Source organism: Roseburia hominis A2-183, assembly GCF_000225345.1.
In the GTDB taxonomy this organism is placed as follows: Bacteria; Bacillota; Clostridia; order Lachnospirales; family Lachnospiraceae; genus Roseburia; species Roseburia hominis.
In genome coordinates, this window is record NC_015977.1 from 672,025 (window position 1) to 687,852 (window position 15,828).

The 15,828-nt window shown below is 51.2% G+C and carries 15 protein-coding genes; 13 read left to right on the forward strand and 2 right to left on the reverse strand.

Features of this window, described 5'->3' with window-relative positions:
• Positions 1-95: 95 nt before the first annotated feature.
• From RHOM_RS03070 to RHOM_RS03100, 7 genes are all read left to right on the forward strand, one after another.
• Entirely contained in the window at positions 96-620 is a 525-nt protein-coding gene (locus tag RHOM_RS03070) for a TRAP transporter small permease (RefSeq protein WP_014078784.1), read from the forward strand.
• Entirely contained in the window at positions 620-1,915 is a 1,296-nt protein-coding gene (locus RHOM_RS03075; RefSeq protein ID WP_014078785.1) for a TRAP transporter large permease, read from the forward strand. The genes RHOM_RS03070 and RHOM_RS03075 overlap by 1 nt, the downstream gene beginning before the upstream one ends.
• A 35-nt stretch (positions 1,916-1,950) precedes the next feature.
• The gene (locus RHOM_RS03080; RefSeq protein WP_014078786.1) at positions 1,951-2,424 is read left to right on the forward strand and encodes a YcxB family protein; all 474 of its coding nucleotides are present in this window, start codon (positions 1,951-1,953) and stop codon (positions 2,422-2,424) included.
• Between the two features lie 79 nt (positions 2,425-2,503).
• A complete protein-coding gene (locus RHOM_RS03085) occupies positions 2,504-4,015 on the forward strand; it encodes a sensor histidine kinase (RefSeq protein WP_014078787.1) in 1,512 nt (503 codons plus the stop codon).
• Positions 4,012-4,830, forward strand: a complete 819-nt coding sequence (locus RHOM_RS03090; protein ID WP_014078788.1) for a response regulator transcription factor — start codon at positions 4,012-4,014, stop codon at positions 4,828-4,830. Before RHOM_RS03085 ends, RHOM_RS03090 begins: the two co-directional genes overlap by 4 nt.
• Positions 4,827-5,843, forward strand: coding sequence for a TRAP transporter substrate-binding protein (locus RHOM_RS03095; protein WP_014078789.1), 1,017 nt, complete (start codon positions 4,827-4,829; stop codon positions 5,841-5,843). The genes RHOM_RS03090 and RHOM_RS03095 overlap by 4 nt, the downstream gene beginning before the upstream one ends.
• Positions 5,844-5,922: 79 nt before the next feature.
• Positions 5,923-6,267: a cupin domain-containing protein gene (locus tag RHOM_RS03100; RefSeq protein WP_044024802.1), complete on the forward strand. Its 345-nt coding sequence runs from the start codon at positions 5,923-5,925 to the stop codon at positions 6,265-6,267.
• A 2-nt stretch (positions 6,268-6,269) separates the two neighbouring features.
• Here the strand turns inward: RHOM_RS03100 and RHOM_RS03105 are convergent, their stop codons facing one another.
• Complete coding sequence (locus RHOM_RS03105; protein ID WP_014078791.1) at positions 6,270-7,751, reverse strand: nucleotide sugar dehydrogenase; 1,482 nt, start codon at positions 7,749-7,751, stop codon at positions 6,270-6,272.
• Positions 7,752-8,027: 276 nt separating this feature from the next.
• On the opposite strand from RHOM_RS03105, the gene RHOM_RS16460 reads away from it, so the two are divergent.
• Genes RHOM_RS16460 through RHOM_RS03120 form a run of 3 tightly spaced genes read left to right on the forward strand, consistent with a single transcriptional unit; the run spans position 8,028 to position 10,523 of the window.
• Entirely contained in the window at positions 8,028-8,654 is a 627-nt protein-coding gene (locus RHOM_RS16460; RefSeq protein WP_014078792.1) for a hypothetical protein, read from the forward strand.
• A 45-nt stretch (positions 8,655-8,699) separates the two neighbouring features.
• On the forward strand, positions 8,700-9,317 hold the full coding sequence (locus tag RHOM_RS03115; protein ID WP_014078793.1) for a DUF1653 domain-containing protein: 618 nt from the start codon (positions 8,700-8,702) through the stop codon (positions 9,315-9,317).
• 24 nt (positions 9,318-9,341) lie between these two features.
• Entirely contained in the window at positions 9,342-10,523 is a 1,182-nt protein-coding gene (locus RHOM_RS03120; RefSeq protein WP_014078794.1) for a class I SAM-dependent methyltransferase, read from the forward strand.
• Positions 10,524-10,532: 9 nt separating this feature from the next.
• Here the strand turns inward: RHOM_RS03120 and RHOM_RS03125 are convergent, their stop codons facing one another.
• Positions 10,533-10,988: a CYTH domain-containing protein gene (locus tag RHOM_RS03125; RefSeq protein WP_014078795.1), complete on the reverse strand. Its 456-nt coding sequence runs from the start codon at positions 10,986-10,988 to the stop codon at positions 10,533-10,535.
• Between the two features lie 224 nt (positions 10,989-11,212).
• On the opposite strand from RHOM_RS03125, the gene RHOM_RS03130 reads away from it, so the two are divergent.
• The 3 genes from RHOM_RS03130 (at position 11,213) to RHOM_RS03140 (ending at position 15,827) form a co-directional block, all read left to right on the forward strand.
• Entirely contained in the window at positions 11,213-11,770 is a 558-nt protein-coding gene (locus RHOM_RS03130) for a DJ-1 family glyoxalase III (RefSeq protein ID WP_014078796.1), read from the forward strand.
• Positions 11,771-12,520: 750 nt separating this feature from the next.
• Positions 12,521-14,128, forward strand: a complete 1,608-nt coding sequence (locus RHOM_RS03135; RefSeq protein WP_014078797.1) for a family 43 glycosylhydrolase — start codon at positions 12,521-12,523, stop codon at positions 14,126-14,128.
• 115 nt (positions 14,129-14,243) lie between these two features.
• Positions 14,244-15,827, forward strand: coding sequence for a glycoside hydrolase family 43 protein (locus tag RHOM_RS03140; protein ID WP_014078798.1), 1,584 nt, complete (start codon positions 14,244-14,246; stop codon positions 15,825-15,827).
• Position 15,828: the final 1 nt, after the last annotated feature.

The following is a 15,828-nucleotide window of genomic DNA, read 5'->3' on the forward strand; positions in this document are numbered from 1 at the left end:
ATAGAAGGAAAACCCGCAATAATGTAAGTGCGTTTTCAAGGGGCACAGGGAGAATGGCTGCTCCCCCGTGCCCCGACTTTTTTAAGGAGGAAAAAATGCCTAAGATTTTTCAGACTTTAGATAAAATAAAGCCGGCATATGATGTGGCATATAAGTTTGTACTGTTTGTATGCAAATTGCTGCTCACGGCAGATATCGTAATCACGAGTGTCTGCGTTGTCGGAAGATATGTTTCCTTCGTACCCGATCCGGCATGGAGCGAGGAAGTGGTACTGACCCTGATGTCCTACATGGCAGTGCTCTCGGCGGCACTTGCAATCCGCAGAAATGCACATATCCGTATGACGGCGTTTGACGCATACCTGCCGAAAAATGTTATTAAGGCATTGGATATTCTGGCAGATGTCGCCGTCTTTATTCTGGCGATCGTGATGATTACCGTTGGATTCAGCTATGCGACAGGCATTGGAGCCAAGGGTAATTACGTCAGCATGCCGTGGCTGTCCAAGTTCTGGATGTACTTCCCGATTCCGCTTGCCGGCGTAGCGATGGTCGTTTTTGAACTGGAAGCAATTTATAATCATATTAAGAGTATTTTTGTAAAGGAGGGGACGAAATAATGAGTGTACAGAGTATGGCAATCGCAGTGTTGCTCGTAAGCTTTCTTGTCATGATTCTGCTGCGTTTCCCGATTGCATATGCAGTAGCGTTATCTTCCCTTCTGTGCCTGTTATCGCAGGGACTTCCGCTGACAACGATCTGTCAGCAGATGGTAAAGGGAATCAGTTCCTTTAGTTTGATGGCTGTACCGTTCTTCATCACGATGGGCGTGCTGATGGGCACCGGAGGTATATCAGATAAGCTGATCGCACTCGCCGATGCCTGCGTAGGCTGGATGACCGGTGGAATGGCGATGGTAAATATCGTTGCATCCTATTTCTTCGGCGGTATTTCCGGATCTGCATCTGCAGATACGGCTTCCATCGGAAGTATCATGATCCCGATGATGGTAGATCAGGGATACGATGATGATTTTTCGACGGCGGTTACGATCACTTCCTCCTGTGAGGGACTGCTGGTTCCACCAAGCCATAACATGGTAATCTATGCAATGTCCGCCGGCGGTGTATCGGTAGGAAGCCTTTTCCTTGCAGGATATGTGCCGGGCGCACTGCTTGCGATCTCCTTAATGATCGGATCTTATATTATCTCGAAAAAGAGACATTATCCGAAGGGGGATAAGTTCAGTGTCAAGAGACTGTTAAAACAGCTTGGAACTTCTTTCTGGGCATTGGCAGCAGTTGTAATCGTAGTTGTCGGCGTTGTAGCCGGATGGTTTACCGCGACAGAGTCCGCTGCGATCGCAGTATTCTACAGCTTGATTGTCAGTGTATATATTTACAAGGGTCTTACCTGGAAGGGTGTCTGGAAGAGCCTGGAGCAGTGCATTGATACATTGTCTATCGTCCTGATCTTAATTTCGACATCCAGTATTTTCGGTTACTGCCTGACGACACTTCATGTGCCGGATCTGGCTGCAAAGGCAATCATCGGATTCTCGAGCAACCCGATCGTGATTGCACTGTTAGTGGATTTGATTCTGCTCATTTTAGGATGTATCATGGATATGGCACCGATCATCCTGATCGCGACACCGATCTTACTTCCGATCGCAACCTCCATCGGTATCGATCCGGTACAGTTCGGTATCATCATGGTATTAAACTGTGGTATCGGCCTTCTGACACCGCCGGTTGGATCAGTTCTTTTCATCGGTTCTGCAGTCAGCGGTGTAAAGATGGAGCGCGTGGTAAAAGCAACCCTCCCGTTCTATCTGTGTATGATCGTTGTATTATTACTTCTGACCTTTATACCGGAATTAAGTATCGGACTTCCGATGTTACTTGGAACGTAAAGGGAGCCAGTTTGTGAATACAGAGGAGATGGCATATGGAATATCAATATAAGTGCAGAATTACGGCATGGGATTTTTTCCGGCTTACCATGCGTCAGACCTACCGCTCCATGGCGGGGATGTGTAATCTGGTATTTACGGTGGCGATGATCCTTCTTACGGCAAAGTTCTGGAGTCAGTCGGGGGAAGTCCTGCAGGTTCTGATGCTGATCGGATGCCTACTGTTCCCGGTCATCCAGCCGGCGGCAATCTATGCGAAAGCCAGGCGTCAGGCGGCGGCTGTACCGCAGGATGTCAGGCTTACCTTTGATGAAAAGGGGCTGCTCGTTACAACCGGAGGAGAGAGACAGCATCTGCCGTGGAACCGGCTGCGGGTTACAAAACAGCCGGGGATGGTGCTGGTGCTTTCGGGAGCCGGAAGCGGCTATATGCTGACCAACCGTGTGCTGGGAGCCGACCGGGAGGCGTTTTGGTCCTTTGTACAGAGCAAAGTGGAACAGAATAGATAAAGCAAATATGCAAAGCTGTATTTACGGAGTGTGTATCTACGGCTTTGCTTTTGCCGCATTATAGAGAGAACAGAGAGGCATGGGAAAAACAAGCGTGAGAAAGAGGATAAAACAGTTCTGGCAGGCACTTACGATCAAAAAGAAAATAGCGACGTTTACCGGGACAGTATTTCTCATCATTGCAGTCTCTGTTCTTTTTAATGTATGGGTTGTCAAGTTTTCCCTGATCGACTTTAACCGGATTTTACAGGATAACGCAGCGGTGAGCGAACTGGCACAGGCGCTCGAGGAAGAGAGTATCCAGTTTGAGACATACATAAAGGGCAATCGCGAGGAGAGAGAAAGTCTGGATATTGCGATAGAACGAACCGGAAGAGCGGTGGAAAAGCTTCCGTTCCGCTATTCTGAGATTGGAGAGCAGCGCTACGCAAAGACCTGGTCGATCAAGAGCTGTTATGAAGTCTATTGCCAGAAGCGGGACGCCATGCTTGCGATGGGGGAAAATGCGCCGGACTATATCAAGCGCCTGTATGAGGTCTACGAGATGCAGGACTATCTCGAGGAATACGCGGCGACGCTGATGAATGAGACGATCGAGGACGGCGACGGCCTCTATCATAAAAAGGTGCCCATGCTCATATGCATGCCGATTGTGGTTGTGGTATCTGGGATTATTCTCGTAACCGGCATGATGGAGCTGGCGGCATTGATGAACCAGACCATTATCTCGCCGGTGGTGGCGCTCGTGAAAGCGGCGCAGCGCATTGCCGCCAATGATTTTTTCTCGGAGGACGTGCAGGTGCAGAATGAGGACGAGCTGGGGGAACTGGTGCATGCGTTCAACAAGATGAAATACGCGACAGGCGAGTACATTATGGCGCTGGAAGAAAAGAGGAAGACTCTTGATCTTCTGCATGAGGAGGAGCTGGGAAAGCTGGAGACGGAGAAACGCCTGGAGATGATAAAGCTGGAATTGTTAAAAAGCCAGATCAATCCGCATTTTTTGTTCAACACGCTAAATGTCATCAGCGGAATGGCAAAGCTTGAGGAGGCAGAGACGACCGAAAAGATGATTCTGGCGCTCAGTTCCCTGTTCCGTTACAATTTAAAGACACCCGAACAGTCCGTTCCGCTGGCAAAGGAACTGAAAGTGGTTGCAGATTATATGTACCTGCAGCAGATGCGCTTCGGGGAGCGGATCCGTTATGAATTAAACTGTAAGGTGGAACAGGAACTGGTCATGGTTCCGGCATTTACCTTTCAGCCGCTTGTGGAAAATGCAATTATCCACGGAGTTTCCCCGAAGGAGGAAGGCGGAAGCATCCGCATTGTGGTCAGACAGAAGGAAATGCGGCTGCACATAGTGATCGGGGATGACGGGATCGGGATGACGGAAGAGGAACTGCAGCAGTTAAAGAGCCGCCTTAAGACGGACGATGCCAGACACAGCGGAATCGGTCTCGGCAATGTGTACCGGCGGATCACTGCGATGTATGCGGACGGAAATTTTGAGATATACAGTAAAAAGAATGCGGGAACAGTAATTTTTATAGATATTCCATGCAGAGAGGAAACGGGGGATATGACATGAAACGAGTGCTGATAGCGGATGATGAACCGATTGAGAGAATGATTGTAACCAGAACCATCCAGAAATATTTCCCGGAGGAGCTTGCGGTTGTGAGTGCGGTCAATGGAAGAGAGGCGGTGGAACAGTTTTTTGCCGAGAACTGCCAGATTGCGCTGCTGGATATTGAAATGCCCGGAATGAACGGGCTGGAGGCAGCGGAGCAGATTCGAGAGAGAGATAAAAACTGCAGTATTATTTTTCTTACGGCATTTGATGAATTTAACTATGCCAAGCGTGCGATTGCCGTCCGCGCTATGGAATATCTGCTAAAGCCGGTCGAGGATCAGGAACTGGAGGCAGTGCTTGCGGAGGCTATACGGATTGCCGATGAGCATACGGATGACCGGGAGGCAGGAGAGAAGAAGGAAGATGAGCCGGTTTTTGCCGAACGGGACTGTCATGAGGACGCGGCGGATACGGAGCGCTCGAGAATCCGGCTGCAGGCGGTTGCCGGGAATATCCAGGCGTTCATTGAACACAATTATATGGACGACATTTCTTTGCAGACGGTGGCAGAGGCCATGAACTACTCCGACGCCTATTTCTGCAAGATTTTCAAACAGTGTTTTGACAAGAACTTTATTGTCTATCTCTCGGAGTATCGTGTGGCAAGGGCAAAAGAACTGCTGGGTGACGTCCTTATCAATGTAAAGGATGTGAGCCAGAAGGTAGGCTACCGTGACTCCAACTATTTTGCGAAAGTATTCAAACGGATTGCCGGCGTCACGCCGACGGAATACCGGACGCAGGTATTAAAGGAGGCGGGGGAGCGATGAGACGGATATGCGCGGCGGCAGCTGTGGCTGGAATGTTGATACTGCTCACACTGTCTGCCTGGAGAAATCACACGTATCCCTCCAAGACAGAGATGGAACCGGAATATGTGTTTTCCTATGCGGAAAATCAGCCGGAAGATTATCCGACGACCCTGGGTGCCAAGTATTTTGCAGAGCTTGTCGAGGAGCGGACAAATGGCAGGATACGGATTCTGGTGCAGCCGGTCGGAGTGCTCGGGTCGGAGAATAAAGTCATCAAACAGATGCAGTACGGCGGTATTGATTTTGCGCGGGTGTCACTGGCGCAGCTTGCGGAATATATTCCGAGCCTGAATGTGCTGCAGATGCCCTATCTTTATACGGATTCCGACCATATGTGGCGGGTGCTTGACGGAGAGATCGGAGATGCGTTTCTGGAGAGTGTCAGCGCGGATGATGTCATCGGTCTGTCCTGGTATGATGCCGGAGCGAGGAATTTTTATAACTCTGTGCAGCCAATTACCTGTCTGGAGGATCTGAAAGGCATGCGGATCCGTGTGCAGGAGTCGGATCTTGCCGTTGATATGGTGGAGGCGCTCGGCGCCACGGCGATTCCCATTGCCTACGGAGATGTTTATGCCAGCCTGGAACGGCAGGTGGTGGACGGAGCGGAGAATAACTGGCCGTCCTACGAGGCGATGCGGCACTATGAGGTCGCGAAATACTATACGGTGGACGAGCACAGCAGAGTGCCGGAAATGCAGATCTGCTCGGCGTATACCTGGCAGAAACTGTCGCCGGAAGACCGGGAGATTATTCTGGAATGTGCCAGAGAATCGGCGCTCTACGAGCGTGAGGTGTGGACACAGCGCGAGGAGCAGTCGCGCAGCATTGCCATTGAAAACGGCACGAAAGTGGTGGAGCTTTCCGCAGAGGAAAAGAAGCGGTTCCAGAATGCCGTGTACGGGGTATATGAAAAATACTGCGGGGATGATATGGGACTCATCGAAGAAATTTTAAAAGAAGGATCGTAATGCGGCAGGCAGAATGTGCAGACGGCCGGGGAAAATGCCGCATACAGATAAAACCAAAAAGAGAAAGGGAGATGGAGCAATGGAGAAAACAGTAAAAAATCAGGTGTGGAACTTTAATGACAGGATCGATGCCGAGGTGTGTGCTGAGGGTGTGGAACGCAAGATTTTAGCGTACACGGATGAACTGATGTGCGTGGAAAACCACTTCAAAAAAGGAGCGGTCGGCGCACTGCATCATCATCCGCATACGCAGATCACATATGTGGTGTCGGGCAGCTTTGAATTCGAGATAGACGGCGTCAGAAGAGTCATCAAACCGGGCGACGCACTGTTAAAGCGCAACGATATTGAGCACGGCTGCGTCTGCCTGGAAGACGGCATCCTCTTAGACATCTTTACCCCGATGCGGCAGGAGTTTGTATAAAACTAATCCCGCCGGAACAAATCTCTCGTGTAGACTTTGTCTTTTACATCATCGAGACAGGAATCATAGCGGTTGGCGATGATGCTGTCGCTAATCTTCTTAAACTCGTCGAGCCGGTTGACCACCTTGCTTCCGAAGAAGGTGGTTCCGTCTTCGAGTGTCGGTTCGTAGATAATCACGGAAGCCCCCTTTGCTTTGATACGCTTCATGACGCCCTGGATACTGCTCTGCCGGAAATTGTCAGAGTTGGATTTCATCGTCAGGCGGTAGACGCCGATGGTGACCGGATGCTCCATGCCGGAATTGTAGGTGTTGGCGGAAGCGTAGTTGTAGTATCCTGCCATCTGCAGAACGCGGTCGGCGATAAAATCTTTGCGGGTGCGGTTGCTTTCCACGATCGCGCTCATCATGTTCTGTGGAACGTCATTGTAATTAGCCAGAAGCTGTTTGGTGTCTTTCGGCAGACAGTAACCGCCGTATCCGAAGGACGGGTTGTTGTAATGCGTGCCGATTCTCGGGTCGAGACATACACCGTCGATGATGTCCCGTGTGCTTAAATTTTTTGTCTCCGCATAGGTGTCAAGCTCATTGAAATAGGACACGCGCAGCGCCAGATAGGTGTTTGCAAAAAGTTTGACGGCCTCCGCCTCGGTAAATCCCATGAAAAGTGTCGGGATATTCTCCTTGAGGGCACCCTCCTGCAGCAGTGCTGCAAAATTCCTTGAAGCGACCACAAGGCGCTCGTCGTCGGAGTCGGTTGAGACGATGATCCGGCTCGGGTAGAGATTGTCATATAACGCCTTCGACTCGCGGAGAAATTCCGGACTGAAGATGATGTTTGCGGTGTGGTATTTTTGGCGTACCGATTCCGTGTAACCGACCGGGATCGTCGATTTGATGACCATAATCGCGTCCGGATTGACGGAGAGAACCAGTTCGATCACGGCCTCCACAGCGGAGGTGTCAAAATAATTCCTGGCGCTGTCATAGTTGGTCGGTGCGGCGATGATGACGTAATCGGCGTCCCTGTATGCTGCGGCGCCGTCTAAGGTGGCGGTGAGATCGAGATCTTTTTCGGCGAGATATTTTTCAATGTAATCATCCTGAATCGGGGATTTGCGCCGGTTGATGAGGTCGACTTTTTCCGGAAGAATGTCGACCGCCGTCACATGGTTGTGCTGCGCGAGCAGGGTGGCGATGGAGAGACCGACGTAACCGGTGCCGGCAACCGCAATGCATAACGGTGACGGGGAGGAAAGCCTGTCGTGCGCGGTGTCGGCGAAGACGCTGTCCGGCTCAAAGCCGAGCACTTCTCCCAGCTGTTCTAACTGCGGGATGGACGGGATAAAATCCTGTTTTTCAATTCTTGAGATCAGGGCGCGGTTGATCCCGGTCGCCTCAGCGAGAGCCTGCTGCGTCATGGACTTCTCTTTTCTCTTGCTGGCGACGAGGTCCGCCAGAATCACAGATGATAATTTCTTCATGAAATCTCCTCCTTGCGTGTTATTTTAAATAACCATATCTGGAAAAATAATCTGATAAAATCATACCACAAGGCGAAAATAAAAGCAATATTGGATAATGATGATATTTAAAATAACAACGCGAAGACAAAAAAGGGAGTGGATGTAGAAGAACTGTACCGTAGGGGAAAGTTCTGGTTGAGAAACAAAAAAGAAAACACTATAATAAGAATAAGTGGGGCGAAGGGCTCTGCATGAATGACAGGAACAAAAGAGGATTGGAATAAGGGGGAAGCTATGGGCGGACTGATATGGATCATCGTGATTGTAGTGGTGATAAGTGAGATAAAGAAATTCCAGAGAAAGAACGGACAGCGTGTGAAACCGAATGTGCCGCGGCAGCAGCAGTACATGCGTCCGGATCAGACGAAGGTAGGACAGCAGAATGTGCGCCCGAATCAGATGCCGCGGCAGCAGCAGAACGTGCGCCCGAACCAGATGCCGCGCCAGCAGCAGGGCATGCGCCCGAACCAGATGGCGGGGCAGCAGAATGTGCGCCCGAACCAGATGGCAGGACGGCAGAATGTGCGCCCGAACCAGATGCTGGGACAGCGGACGCAGAGTGCAGGCGGGGCTGCCATGGCAGGCTGCCGCAGACCGCAGCCTAATCAGGCGGAGAATGACATATTAAAACGTGCCACAGAGAATGTGAGCGAGAACGATGGGGATGAACTGGAGCAGCAGATGATGGCGGGAGCACACGAACTCGTCAACGCGATCGATATTGACAGTGCCAGTGAACTGATGCATGAGGTGGAGGATCTGATGATTATGGGTTATCAGGCAAATCTGCCGTTTGAGCGCGATTTTATCGCGGAGGGAGTGGCAATGCTGAACGGTTATGAGCTGGATATGGGTGCATAAAGATACGGCAGGACAGCAAAGAGGGACAGAAGGAAGGTTACAGGAATGGAAAGAGTGAGAATCCCGCAGAGCGGGGAGATCTATCGTCACTTTAAAAACAGACTTTATCAGGTCATCGCAGTGGCAACACATTCGGAGACCGGAGAAAAACTGGTCATTTATCAGGCTCTCTACGGAGATTATCAGGTATATGCGAGACCGCTCACCATGTTTGTGAGCGAGGTCGATCGTGAAAAATATCCGGATGCGGCGCAGACCTACCGTTTTGAACGCGTGGACCGGAGCGAACTTGCGGGCGCTGGCAGCGGACGCATGGAGCGGGCTGAGGCGCGGAAGCAGGCACAGGCGACGGCATCGTTTGCGGACGAGGTGCAGGAGACGGAGGCAGAAGAGCTGACGGATCAGATCCGGGTAAGCCAGATGGAGCAGTCGCTTTCCGATGAGGTGAATCCGAAGCTGATGCAGTTTTTTGACGCTGATACGCTGGAAGAAAAATATAATATTCTGGTGTCGATGCGGGATGAGGTGGACGACCATCTCATCAACAGCATGGCGGTTGTGCTGGATGTTGTGATTCCGGAGGGACCGGTGGCGGACCGCTATGAGCAGTTGAAAGCCTGCATCCGCACAAAGCAGCGCTACGAGACGCAGCGGATGCGCTGACCAGATACGAGAGCAGGAGAGTACATGGAAGAACAGAAGGAAAAATTATCTGCGATTGCGCAGGCCAAACCATATAAAATCATTATCAGCAAACCGGCGGGTGGGGAGATCCCTTACCGCCGGATTGTCATTGAGCGCAAGGAATCCTATTACCAGGCGGCAGCCTATACGGAAAAACAGGTATTTCACGAGAACATACCGCCCGAGAAGCTGGCGGAATATCTGGGGAAAACGGCCGTGGGGCAGTATCTGCAGGTCAATGCCTGGGATGATGCTGCAGAGCATATATATCTGTGTTCCCAAAAGGGAAAAGTAACCTACAAGACGAAAAAGAATGTGCAGACGGCGGCAAAGGCAAGCGGGAGCCACAACCGCAAAAAGCAGTATATTCTGGAGGAGGGAACGCCGATAGAACCGCTTGTGGATATGGGAGTGTTTACACCCGAAGGAAAAGTCGTGCGCACGATGTATGACAAGTTCCGGCAGATCAACCGTTTTTTGGAGATGGTCGGTGATGCGGTCGGGGACGATACATCAGAAACACTTCACATCATTGATTTTGGCTGTGGAAAATCTTACCTGACATTCGTGCTGTATTACTATTTTACGGAGATTCAGAAAAGAAACGTGCAGATTGCAGGGCTTGACCTGAAAGCGGACGTGATTAAGAACTGCAATGCCGCCGCGAAAAAGTACGGCTATGAGAATCTGCATTTTGAGGTGGGAGACATTAACGGATACCGCACGGATGCGCCGGTGGATATGGTGGTGACGCTTCACGCCTGCGACACTGCGACGGATTATGCACTGTACAACGCCATCATGTGGAACGCGCGCATGATTCTTTCCGTGCCGTGCTGCCAGCATGAATTAAACGGACAGATCCAGTCGGAGGATCTGGGACTGATGACGCGCTACGGAATTATTAAGGAGCGCTTTGCGGCACTTGCCACGGACGCAATCCGCGCGAATCTGCTTGAGTGCTGCGGCTATAAGACGCAGGTGCTGGAATTTGTAGACTTTGCCCATACGCCGAAGAACCTTCTGATCCGCGCAGTGAAAAAAGGCGGATCCGATGCGGCGAGAGCGATCGTGCCTGCCGCCGTCCGCAAGCGGTACCTCGGCGAGGTGGAGCGCATGATGGAGGAGTTCCATCTGGATCCGACTTTGTACCGCCTGTTAAAGGAGGCGGGGCGCCTGGGCTGATGCCCCGGTTCAGGAAGAAAAGGTGCGCTGGCTTAAGGTACTGTTGTGGTATTTTGTGGAGAACGTGACGTCCTCGCCGAACCACTCGGGCGGGACAAACGTATTCGCTTCCTCCTCAGTCTCAAACTCGACTTCCGCGAGCACGAGCGGGGCAAGCGCTCCCTCAAATACATCCAGCTCAATGGTATATTTTTCCGCGAGCGGAATCAGATAGCGGCGCTTCTGAATCAGAAGACCGTCAATTTTTTCTTTTAAATGGGTGAAGGACTCTTCGTTCAGGGGAAGATTATATTCCTCACGGACCATGAGTCCTTTTCCCTTGTAAGTCAGAATATAGCGGTCATTGCTGCGTCGGATGCGCACGACCGGGTTCGTGCTCAGATAGCCCTGCTCAATCTGCCTGCAGGGGTACTGCTCCAAGTGGTCCGGCAGGATCTTGACGAGATACTTGCGTTCGATTTCCATGTGAATTCCTTTCCGGCTGCCGCAGGGAGTGTTCCGGCTGGCGGCAGACATGCTGATGCATTGATTGTGTATTGATTCTATCATAGCACGTTTTTGCAAAGTGTGGTACTCTTTTGATAGGGCGAAAGCCCGACAGCGAGGAATGCGCAGCATTTCGAGCGTGCATTGCGTAATATAGTGAATGCAAAAGTGAAAGCGAAGAAAAAGAAAAGAGGAGAATTATGATGAGTAAAATTGGAATTTTTATGGCAGACGGATGTGAGGAGATTGAGGGACTGACCGTGGTGGATATTGTGCGCCGCGCGAAGATGGACATTACGATGATCTCCGTGAACGGAAAAAGAGAAGTGACCAGTTCCCACGGCGTGACCTTTTTGGCGGACGCCGTAGCGGAAGAAGTGGATTATGGCGCACTTGACGGAATCGTGCTGCCGGGCGGAATGCCGGGAACACTGCATCTGCTCGACCATGCGACGGTAAACGAAGTGATTAAGAAGTTTGCGGGCGAGGGAAAACTGGTGGCAGCCATCTGCGCGGCGCCGAGTGTTCTCGGAGCTGCCGGTATTCTGGAGGGCAGACGCGCAACCTGCCATCCGGGGTTTGAGGAAAAGCTGACGGGTGCGGCAACGAGTGAGGACGCCGTGGTTGTGGACGGAAACATCATCACAAGCCGCGGAATGGGAACTGCAATTCCGTTTGCGCTCGAGATTGTCCGCTATTTTGCGGATGATGCGGCAGTGGAGCACATCAAGGACGGACTGGTATATCACGTGGTGCAGTAATAAGTGTCTGACAGCGTCCTCCATGCGGCGTGTTTTATGGGGCTGCCGCTTTCCGTGTATTGCTCCTTTTAGCGATAAGTAATATTATGAGAAGTACACCGTTACGATTTCGGGTGGAATGCCTATGGAACATTCTGTTCAAAAAATGCGGCATTTCTAACCAGCCGGTGACTGCATCTGCGATGATCCGTGTCTTTCCAAGTTTGGAGCACTCTACGGACTGTGTCCGCAAGCCAACAGACAATTTTAGGACTTTTGTGTGTCCCTTATGGCACCAATGAACAAAACATAACCGCGCGAAGCCGATGTCTGAATTGGCATCTGCCCTATTTTCAATAGCAGATGCCAACGAGTTTCGGTTCGCGCGGTTTTATATTGTCTGTGAAGCGGTGCCATTAGGGACACTAGAAAGTCCGCTCATTGTCTGTGGCTTGTCGGACACACTCCGGGAGAGTCCAAACGTGGAAGAGACACGGAATCAGATGCAGTCATCCGACTGGAAGAAATACACACATTTTTCTCCAACGAATGTTTCATATGCAGTTCCATCCGAAATCTGTATCAGGTACTTTTTATAATATTACTTATCGCTAAAGGGGCAGGACACGGAAAGCGGCAGCTCCATAAAATACAACTTGTGTACATGACCATACAAGTCGTACGATGGAAGCGTTACAGGTAAATGGTAATCTGCAGGTGAAAACGGGGCTCGGTGCAGAGAACGTCTGAGATCGGTAAAAGGAGAAGGAAATGTTTACAGACAGGACGACGAAAAGATGGCGGGGGAGCTGGAAGCGGCAGAGTGCACGGAAAAACCCGGGGATGTATGGTTATGGAATAGTGGCGGCATCGCTGGTTATGGCGGCAGGTCTGACTGGCTGCGGCGAGGCAAAAGAGGTGGCGCTTGCCAGGACGGAGAGCAGCAATCCGATTGTAAAAACGGATGACGGCGGAGAGCGGATTTATGGCGGAGATCCATCGGTGCTGGTGGACGGAGATACCGTGTATCTGTACACGGGACACGACGCGTCGACGGACGAACAGGTGGCGAATTCCGTTTATGAGATACCGGAATATCTGTGTTATTCCTCCACGGATCTGGTGAACTGGAAGTCTGAGGGAACCGTCATGACGATGGATACCGTGGACTGGGCGAAGGATGATGTATCGGCTTGGGCAAGTCAGGTCATGAAATACAACGACAAGTATTATCTGTACTACTGCAGCTGGGATAAATCCGGCAAGCAGTCGATCGGTGTGGCGGTGGCGGACAGTCCGACGGGCACGTTTGTCGATATCGGAGAACCGCTTGTGCGCGGTTCTGTGACGAAGCCGCAGCTTTCCACCTTCAATGACATTGATCCGACGGCGTGGGTGGAGACGGATGAAAACGGTGAGGAGCACCGGTATCTGGCGTGGGGCAACGGCATGTTTTTCATGTGCGAGCTCAATGAGGATATGATTTCAGTCAAGGATATGAACGGAGACGGGGAGATTACCAGTGGTACTTCGTTTGACGATGCGGACATCATGTATCAGAAGGGCGGCATTGAGAATTACACCGAGGCGCCGTGGCTGTACCGCAGATCGGATGAACAGGGCAACTACTACGGAGATTATTATCTGTTTTACGCGTACGGGTGGAGAGAATGCATGGCATATGCGACAGCGCCGGATTTAACCAGCGGTGACTGGACATTCGGCAATGTCATAATGTACCCGACTTCGACCTCGAACACGAACCATATGGCGGTCTTTGATTTTAAAGGCAAGACGTATTTTGCCTATCACAACGGCTCGCTGCCGGGAGGCAACGGTTACCGCAGAAGCGCATGCATCACGGAGCTGCATTTCAATGACGACGGCAGCATCGATTACTTCGAGGAGACGACGGCGGGACTTGCCGGTACCGCAGTGACGTTACAGTCCGCGGCGGGCGACGGGGCGCTGCTCTCGCACGAGGGATTCGTCAATTCATCGGCGGATGTGGATTATCCGATGAAAAATGTCAAGGTCGGAACCGGACTCGGAGATCTGTCGACGGATGAGAAATGGGTGCTCTGTGACGGAAAGGCGGATGCATCCAACGAATATTACGTGTCCATCCAGTCCGAGAACAAGTCGGGACTGTACCTGACAGCACAGACAGACGGCACCGTTGTGCTGGCACAGGATGTGGATGCCGCGGAGGAGACGGCGCAGGCGCAGACATTCCACACGATGGAGGGATTGTCCGACAAGAAGGGAGTTTCCTTTGAGAGCGTGCTCATGCCGGGACAATATCTGACGCTGCAGGACGGCAAACTGGTGCTCACCGACGGAAGCGATAAGAAGGCGGCAACCTTTTATTTGAATTAAACTTTGATAAAATATAAAATACTTTAATAAAACTAAAAATAAATATTGTATTACCTCCTGTTATCTGATATATTGTAGCTAAAGCTGGGCAATGAAGATCATGGGAGGTTTTTTTATGCGAAATGGAAGGAGAACCATTTCTGTTCTGCTTGTGGCGGCAATGACCGCCGGACTTGCTGCCTGCGGAACGACAGAGGCGGCAGAGAATGTGACGGAGTCTGAGACGCCGGAGAATACCGATTACAATTTTACGGTGAGCTACGACGGGATTCAGACCGGGGACGTTTCCTCCGGGGTGGCGGTACATGATCCGTCAATCTATGAGGAAAACGGAACTTATTATATCTTCGGTTCCCATATGTCGGCAGCAAAAAGTGACGATCTGCTGCACTGGGAGTCCATTGCAGACGGATACAACAAGACGAATCCGGTTTACGGTCAGATTTATGATGTGGCAGACGAGGCGTTCGCCTACGCCGGCAGCAAGAACAGCCTGATTCAGACAGATGATAAGAAAACACATGTCTGGGCACCGGATGTAATCTATAACAAGACGACCGGACTGTATTACATGTACTATTGCACAACATCCACCTGGAATGCATCGAACCTGTGCTACGGGACATCCGAGACGATCGAGGGACCTTACGAGTGGCAGGGAGCGCTCATCTATTCCGGTTTTGACAAGGACACAATCGCAGGAACCGATGTGCTGGATTATGTCGACGAGGAATATGCATTAAAAAAATATGTGAGAAACAACAGTTATAACTTCGAGGAATATCCGAATGCGATCGACCCGACGGTATTTTACGATGCCGACGACCGCATGTGGATGGTCTATGGTTCCTGGAGCGGCGGTATTTTCCTGCTGGAGCTGGATCCGGCGACCGGACAGGTGATTCATCCGGAGGCGGACGAGGAACACAATGTGGATGCCTACTACGGAAAGCGTCTGCTCGGAGGCGGACACAAATCAATTGAGGGACCTTACATCCTCTATGACGAGGCGACGGATTACTATTACCTGTATGTATCTTACGGTACGCTCACAAGCAGCGGCGGCTATCAGGTGCGCGTGTTCCGTTCCAAGACCGTGGACGGCGATTATGTGGATATGAACGGGGAATACCCGACCGCGGATGTGGATCATCAGCTTTACGGTCTGAAGCTGACCGGCAATTACAAGCTTCCGTCCTTAGAGCGCGCGTACATGGCGACCGGACATAACTCTGCATTCATCGATGAGGACGGCAGACAGTATCTGGTCTACCATACCCGTTTTAACAACGGCACGGAAAATCATTCGCCGCGCGTACATCAGATGCTGATGAACGAGGACGGATGGCCGTGCGAATTGCCGTATCAGACACAGGGAGAGACGGTGAGCGGTACCGGTTATGAGACGGATGCCGTGGTCGGAAGATATTTTGTGATCAATCAGGGAACCAATATCAGCAATGACATTGCCAACCCGGTGATCCTGTACCTGAATGCTGACGGTACAGTCGTCGGAAGAGAGGCAGCGGGAACCTGGGAAGCTGTTGACGGAACGTACTATATGCACATTACGATTGACGGAGAGGACTACAGCGGCGTGTTCTGCCAGATGAAAGACGAGGCAGGCACCGATGTGATGACATTTTCTGCCGTGGGCGGAAACCAGAGTGTCTGGGGCGTAAAATATATCGCGGAATAAA

Excerpts from the sequence above, each read along its gene's own strand:
- RHOM_RS03070 (WP_014078784.1), top strand. The coding sequence starts at position 96 with ATGCCTAAGATTTTTCAGACTTTAGATAAAATAAAGCCGGCATATGAT.
- RHOM_RS03075 (WP_014078785.1), top strand. The coding sequence starts at position 620 with ATGAGTGTACAGAGTATGGCAATCGCAGTGTTGCTCGTAAGCTTTCTT.
- RHOM_RS03080 (WP_014078786.1), top strand. The coding sequence starts at position 1,951 with ATGGAATATCAATATAAGTGCAGAATTACGGCATGGGATTTTTTCCGG.
- RHOM_RS03085 (WP_014078787.1), top strand. The coding sequence starts at position 2,504 with ATGGGAAAAACAAGCGTGAGAAAGAGGATAAAACAGTTCTGGCAGGCA.
- RHOM_RS03090 (WP_014078788.1), top strand. The coding sequence starts at position 4,012 with ATGAAACGAGTGCTGATAGCGGATGATGAACCGATTGAGAGAATGATT.
- RHOM_RS03095 (WP_014078789.1), top strand. The coding sequence starts at position 4,827 with ATGAGACGGATATGCGCGGCGGCAGCTGTGGCTGGAATGTTGATACTG.
- RHOM_RS03100 (WP_044024802.1), top strand. The coding sequence starts at position 5,923 with ATGGAGAAAACAGTAAAAAATCAGGTGTGGAACTTTAATGACAGGATC.
- RHOM_RS03105 (WP_014078791.1), bottom strand. The coding sequence starts at position 7,751 with ATGAAGAAATTATCATCTGTGATTCTGGCGGACCTCGTCGCCAGCAAG.
- RHOM_RS16460 (WP_014078792.1), top strand. The coding sequence starts at position 8,028 with ATGGGCGGACTGATATGGATCATCGTGATTGTAGTGGTGATAAGTGAG.
- RHOM_RS03115 (WP_014078793.1), top strand. The coding sequence starts at position 8,700 with ATGGAAAGAGTGAGAATCCCGCAGAGCGGGGAGATCTATCGTCACTTT.
- RHOM_RS03120 (WP_014078794.1), top strand. The coding sequence starts at position 9,342 with ATGGAAGAACAGAAGGAAAAATTATCTGCGATTGCGCAGGCCAAACCA.
- RHOM_RS03125 (WP_014078795.1), bottom strand. The coding sequence starts at position 10,988 with ATGGAAATCGAACGCAAGTATCTCGTCAAGATCCTGCCGGACCACTTG.
- RHOM_RS03130 (WP_014078796.1), top strand. The coding sequence starts at position 11,213 with ATGAGTAAAATTGGAATTTTTATGGCAGACGGATGTGAGGAGATTGAG.
- RHOM_RS03135 (WP_014078797.1), top strand. The coding sequence starts at position 12,521 with ATGTTTACAGACAGGACGACGAAAAGATGGCGGGGGAGCTGGAAGCGG.
- RHOM_RS03140 (WP_014078798.1), top strand. The coding sequence starts at position 14,244 with ATGCGAAATGGAAGGAGAACCATTTCTGTTCTGCTTGTGGCGGCAATG.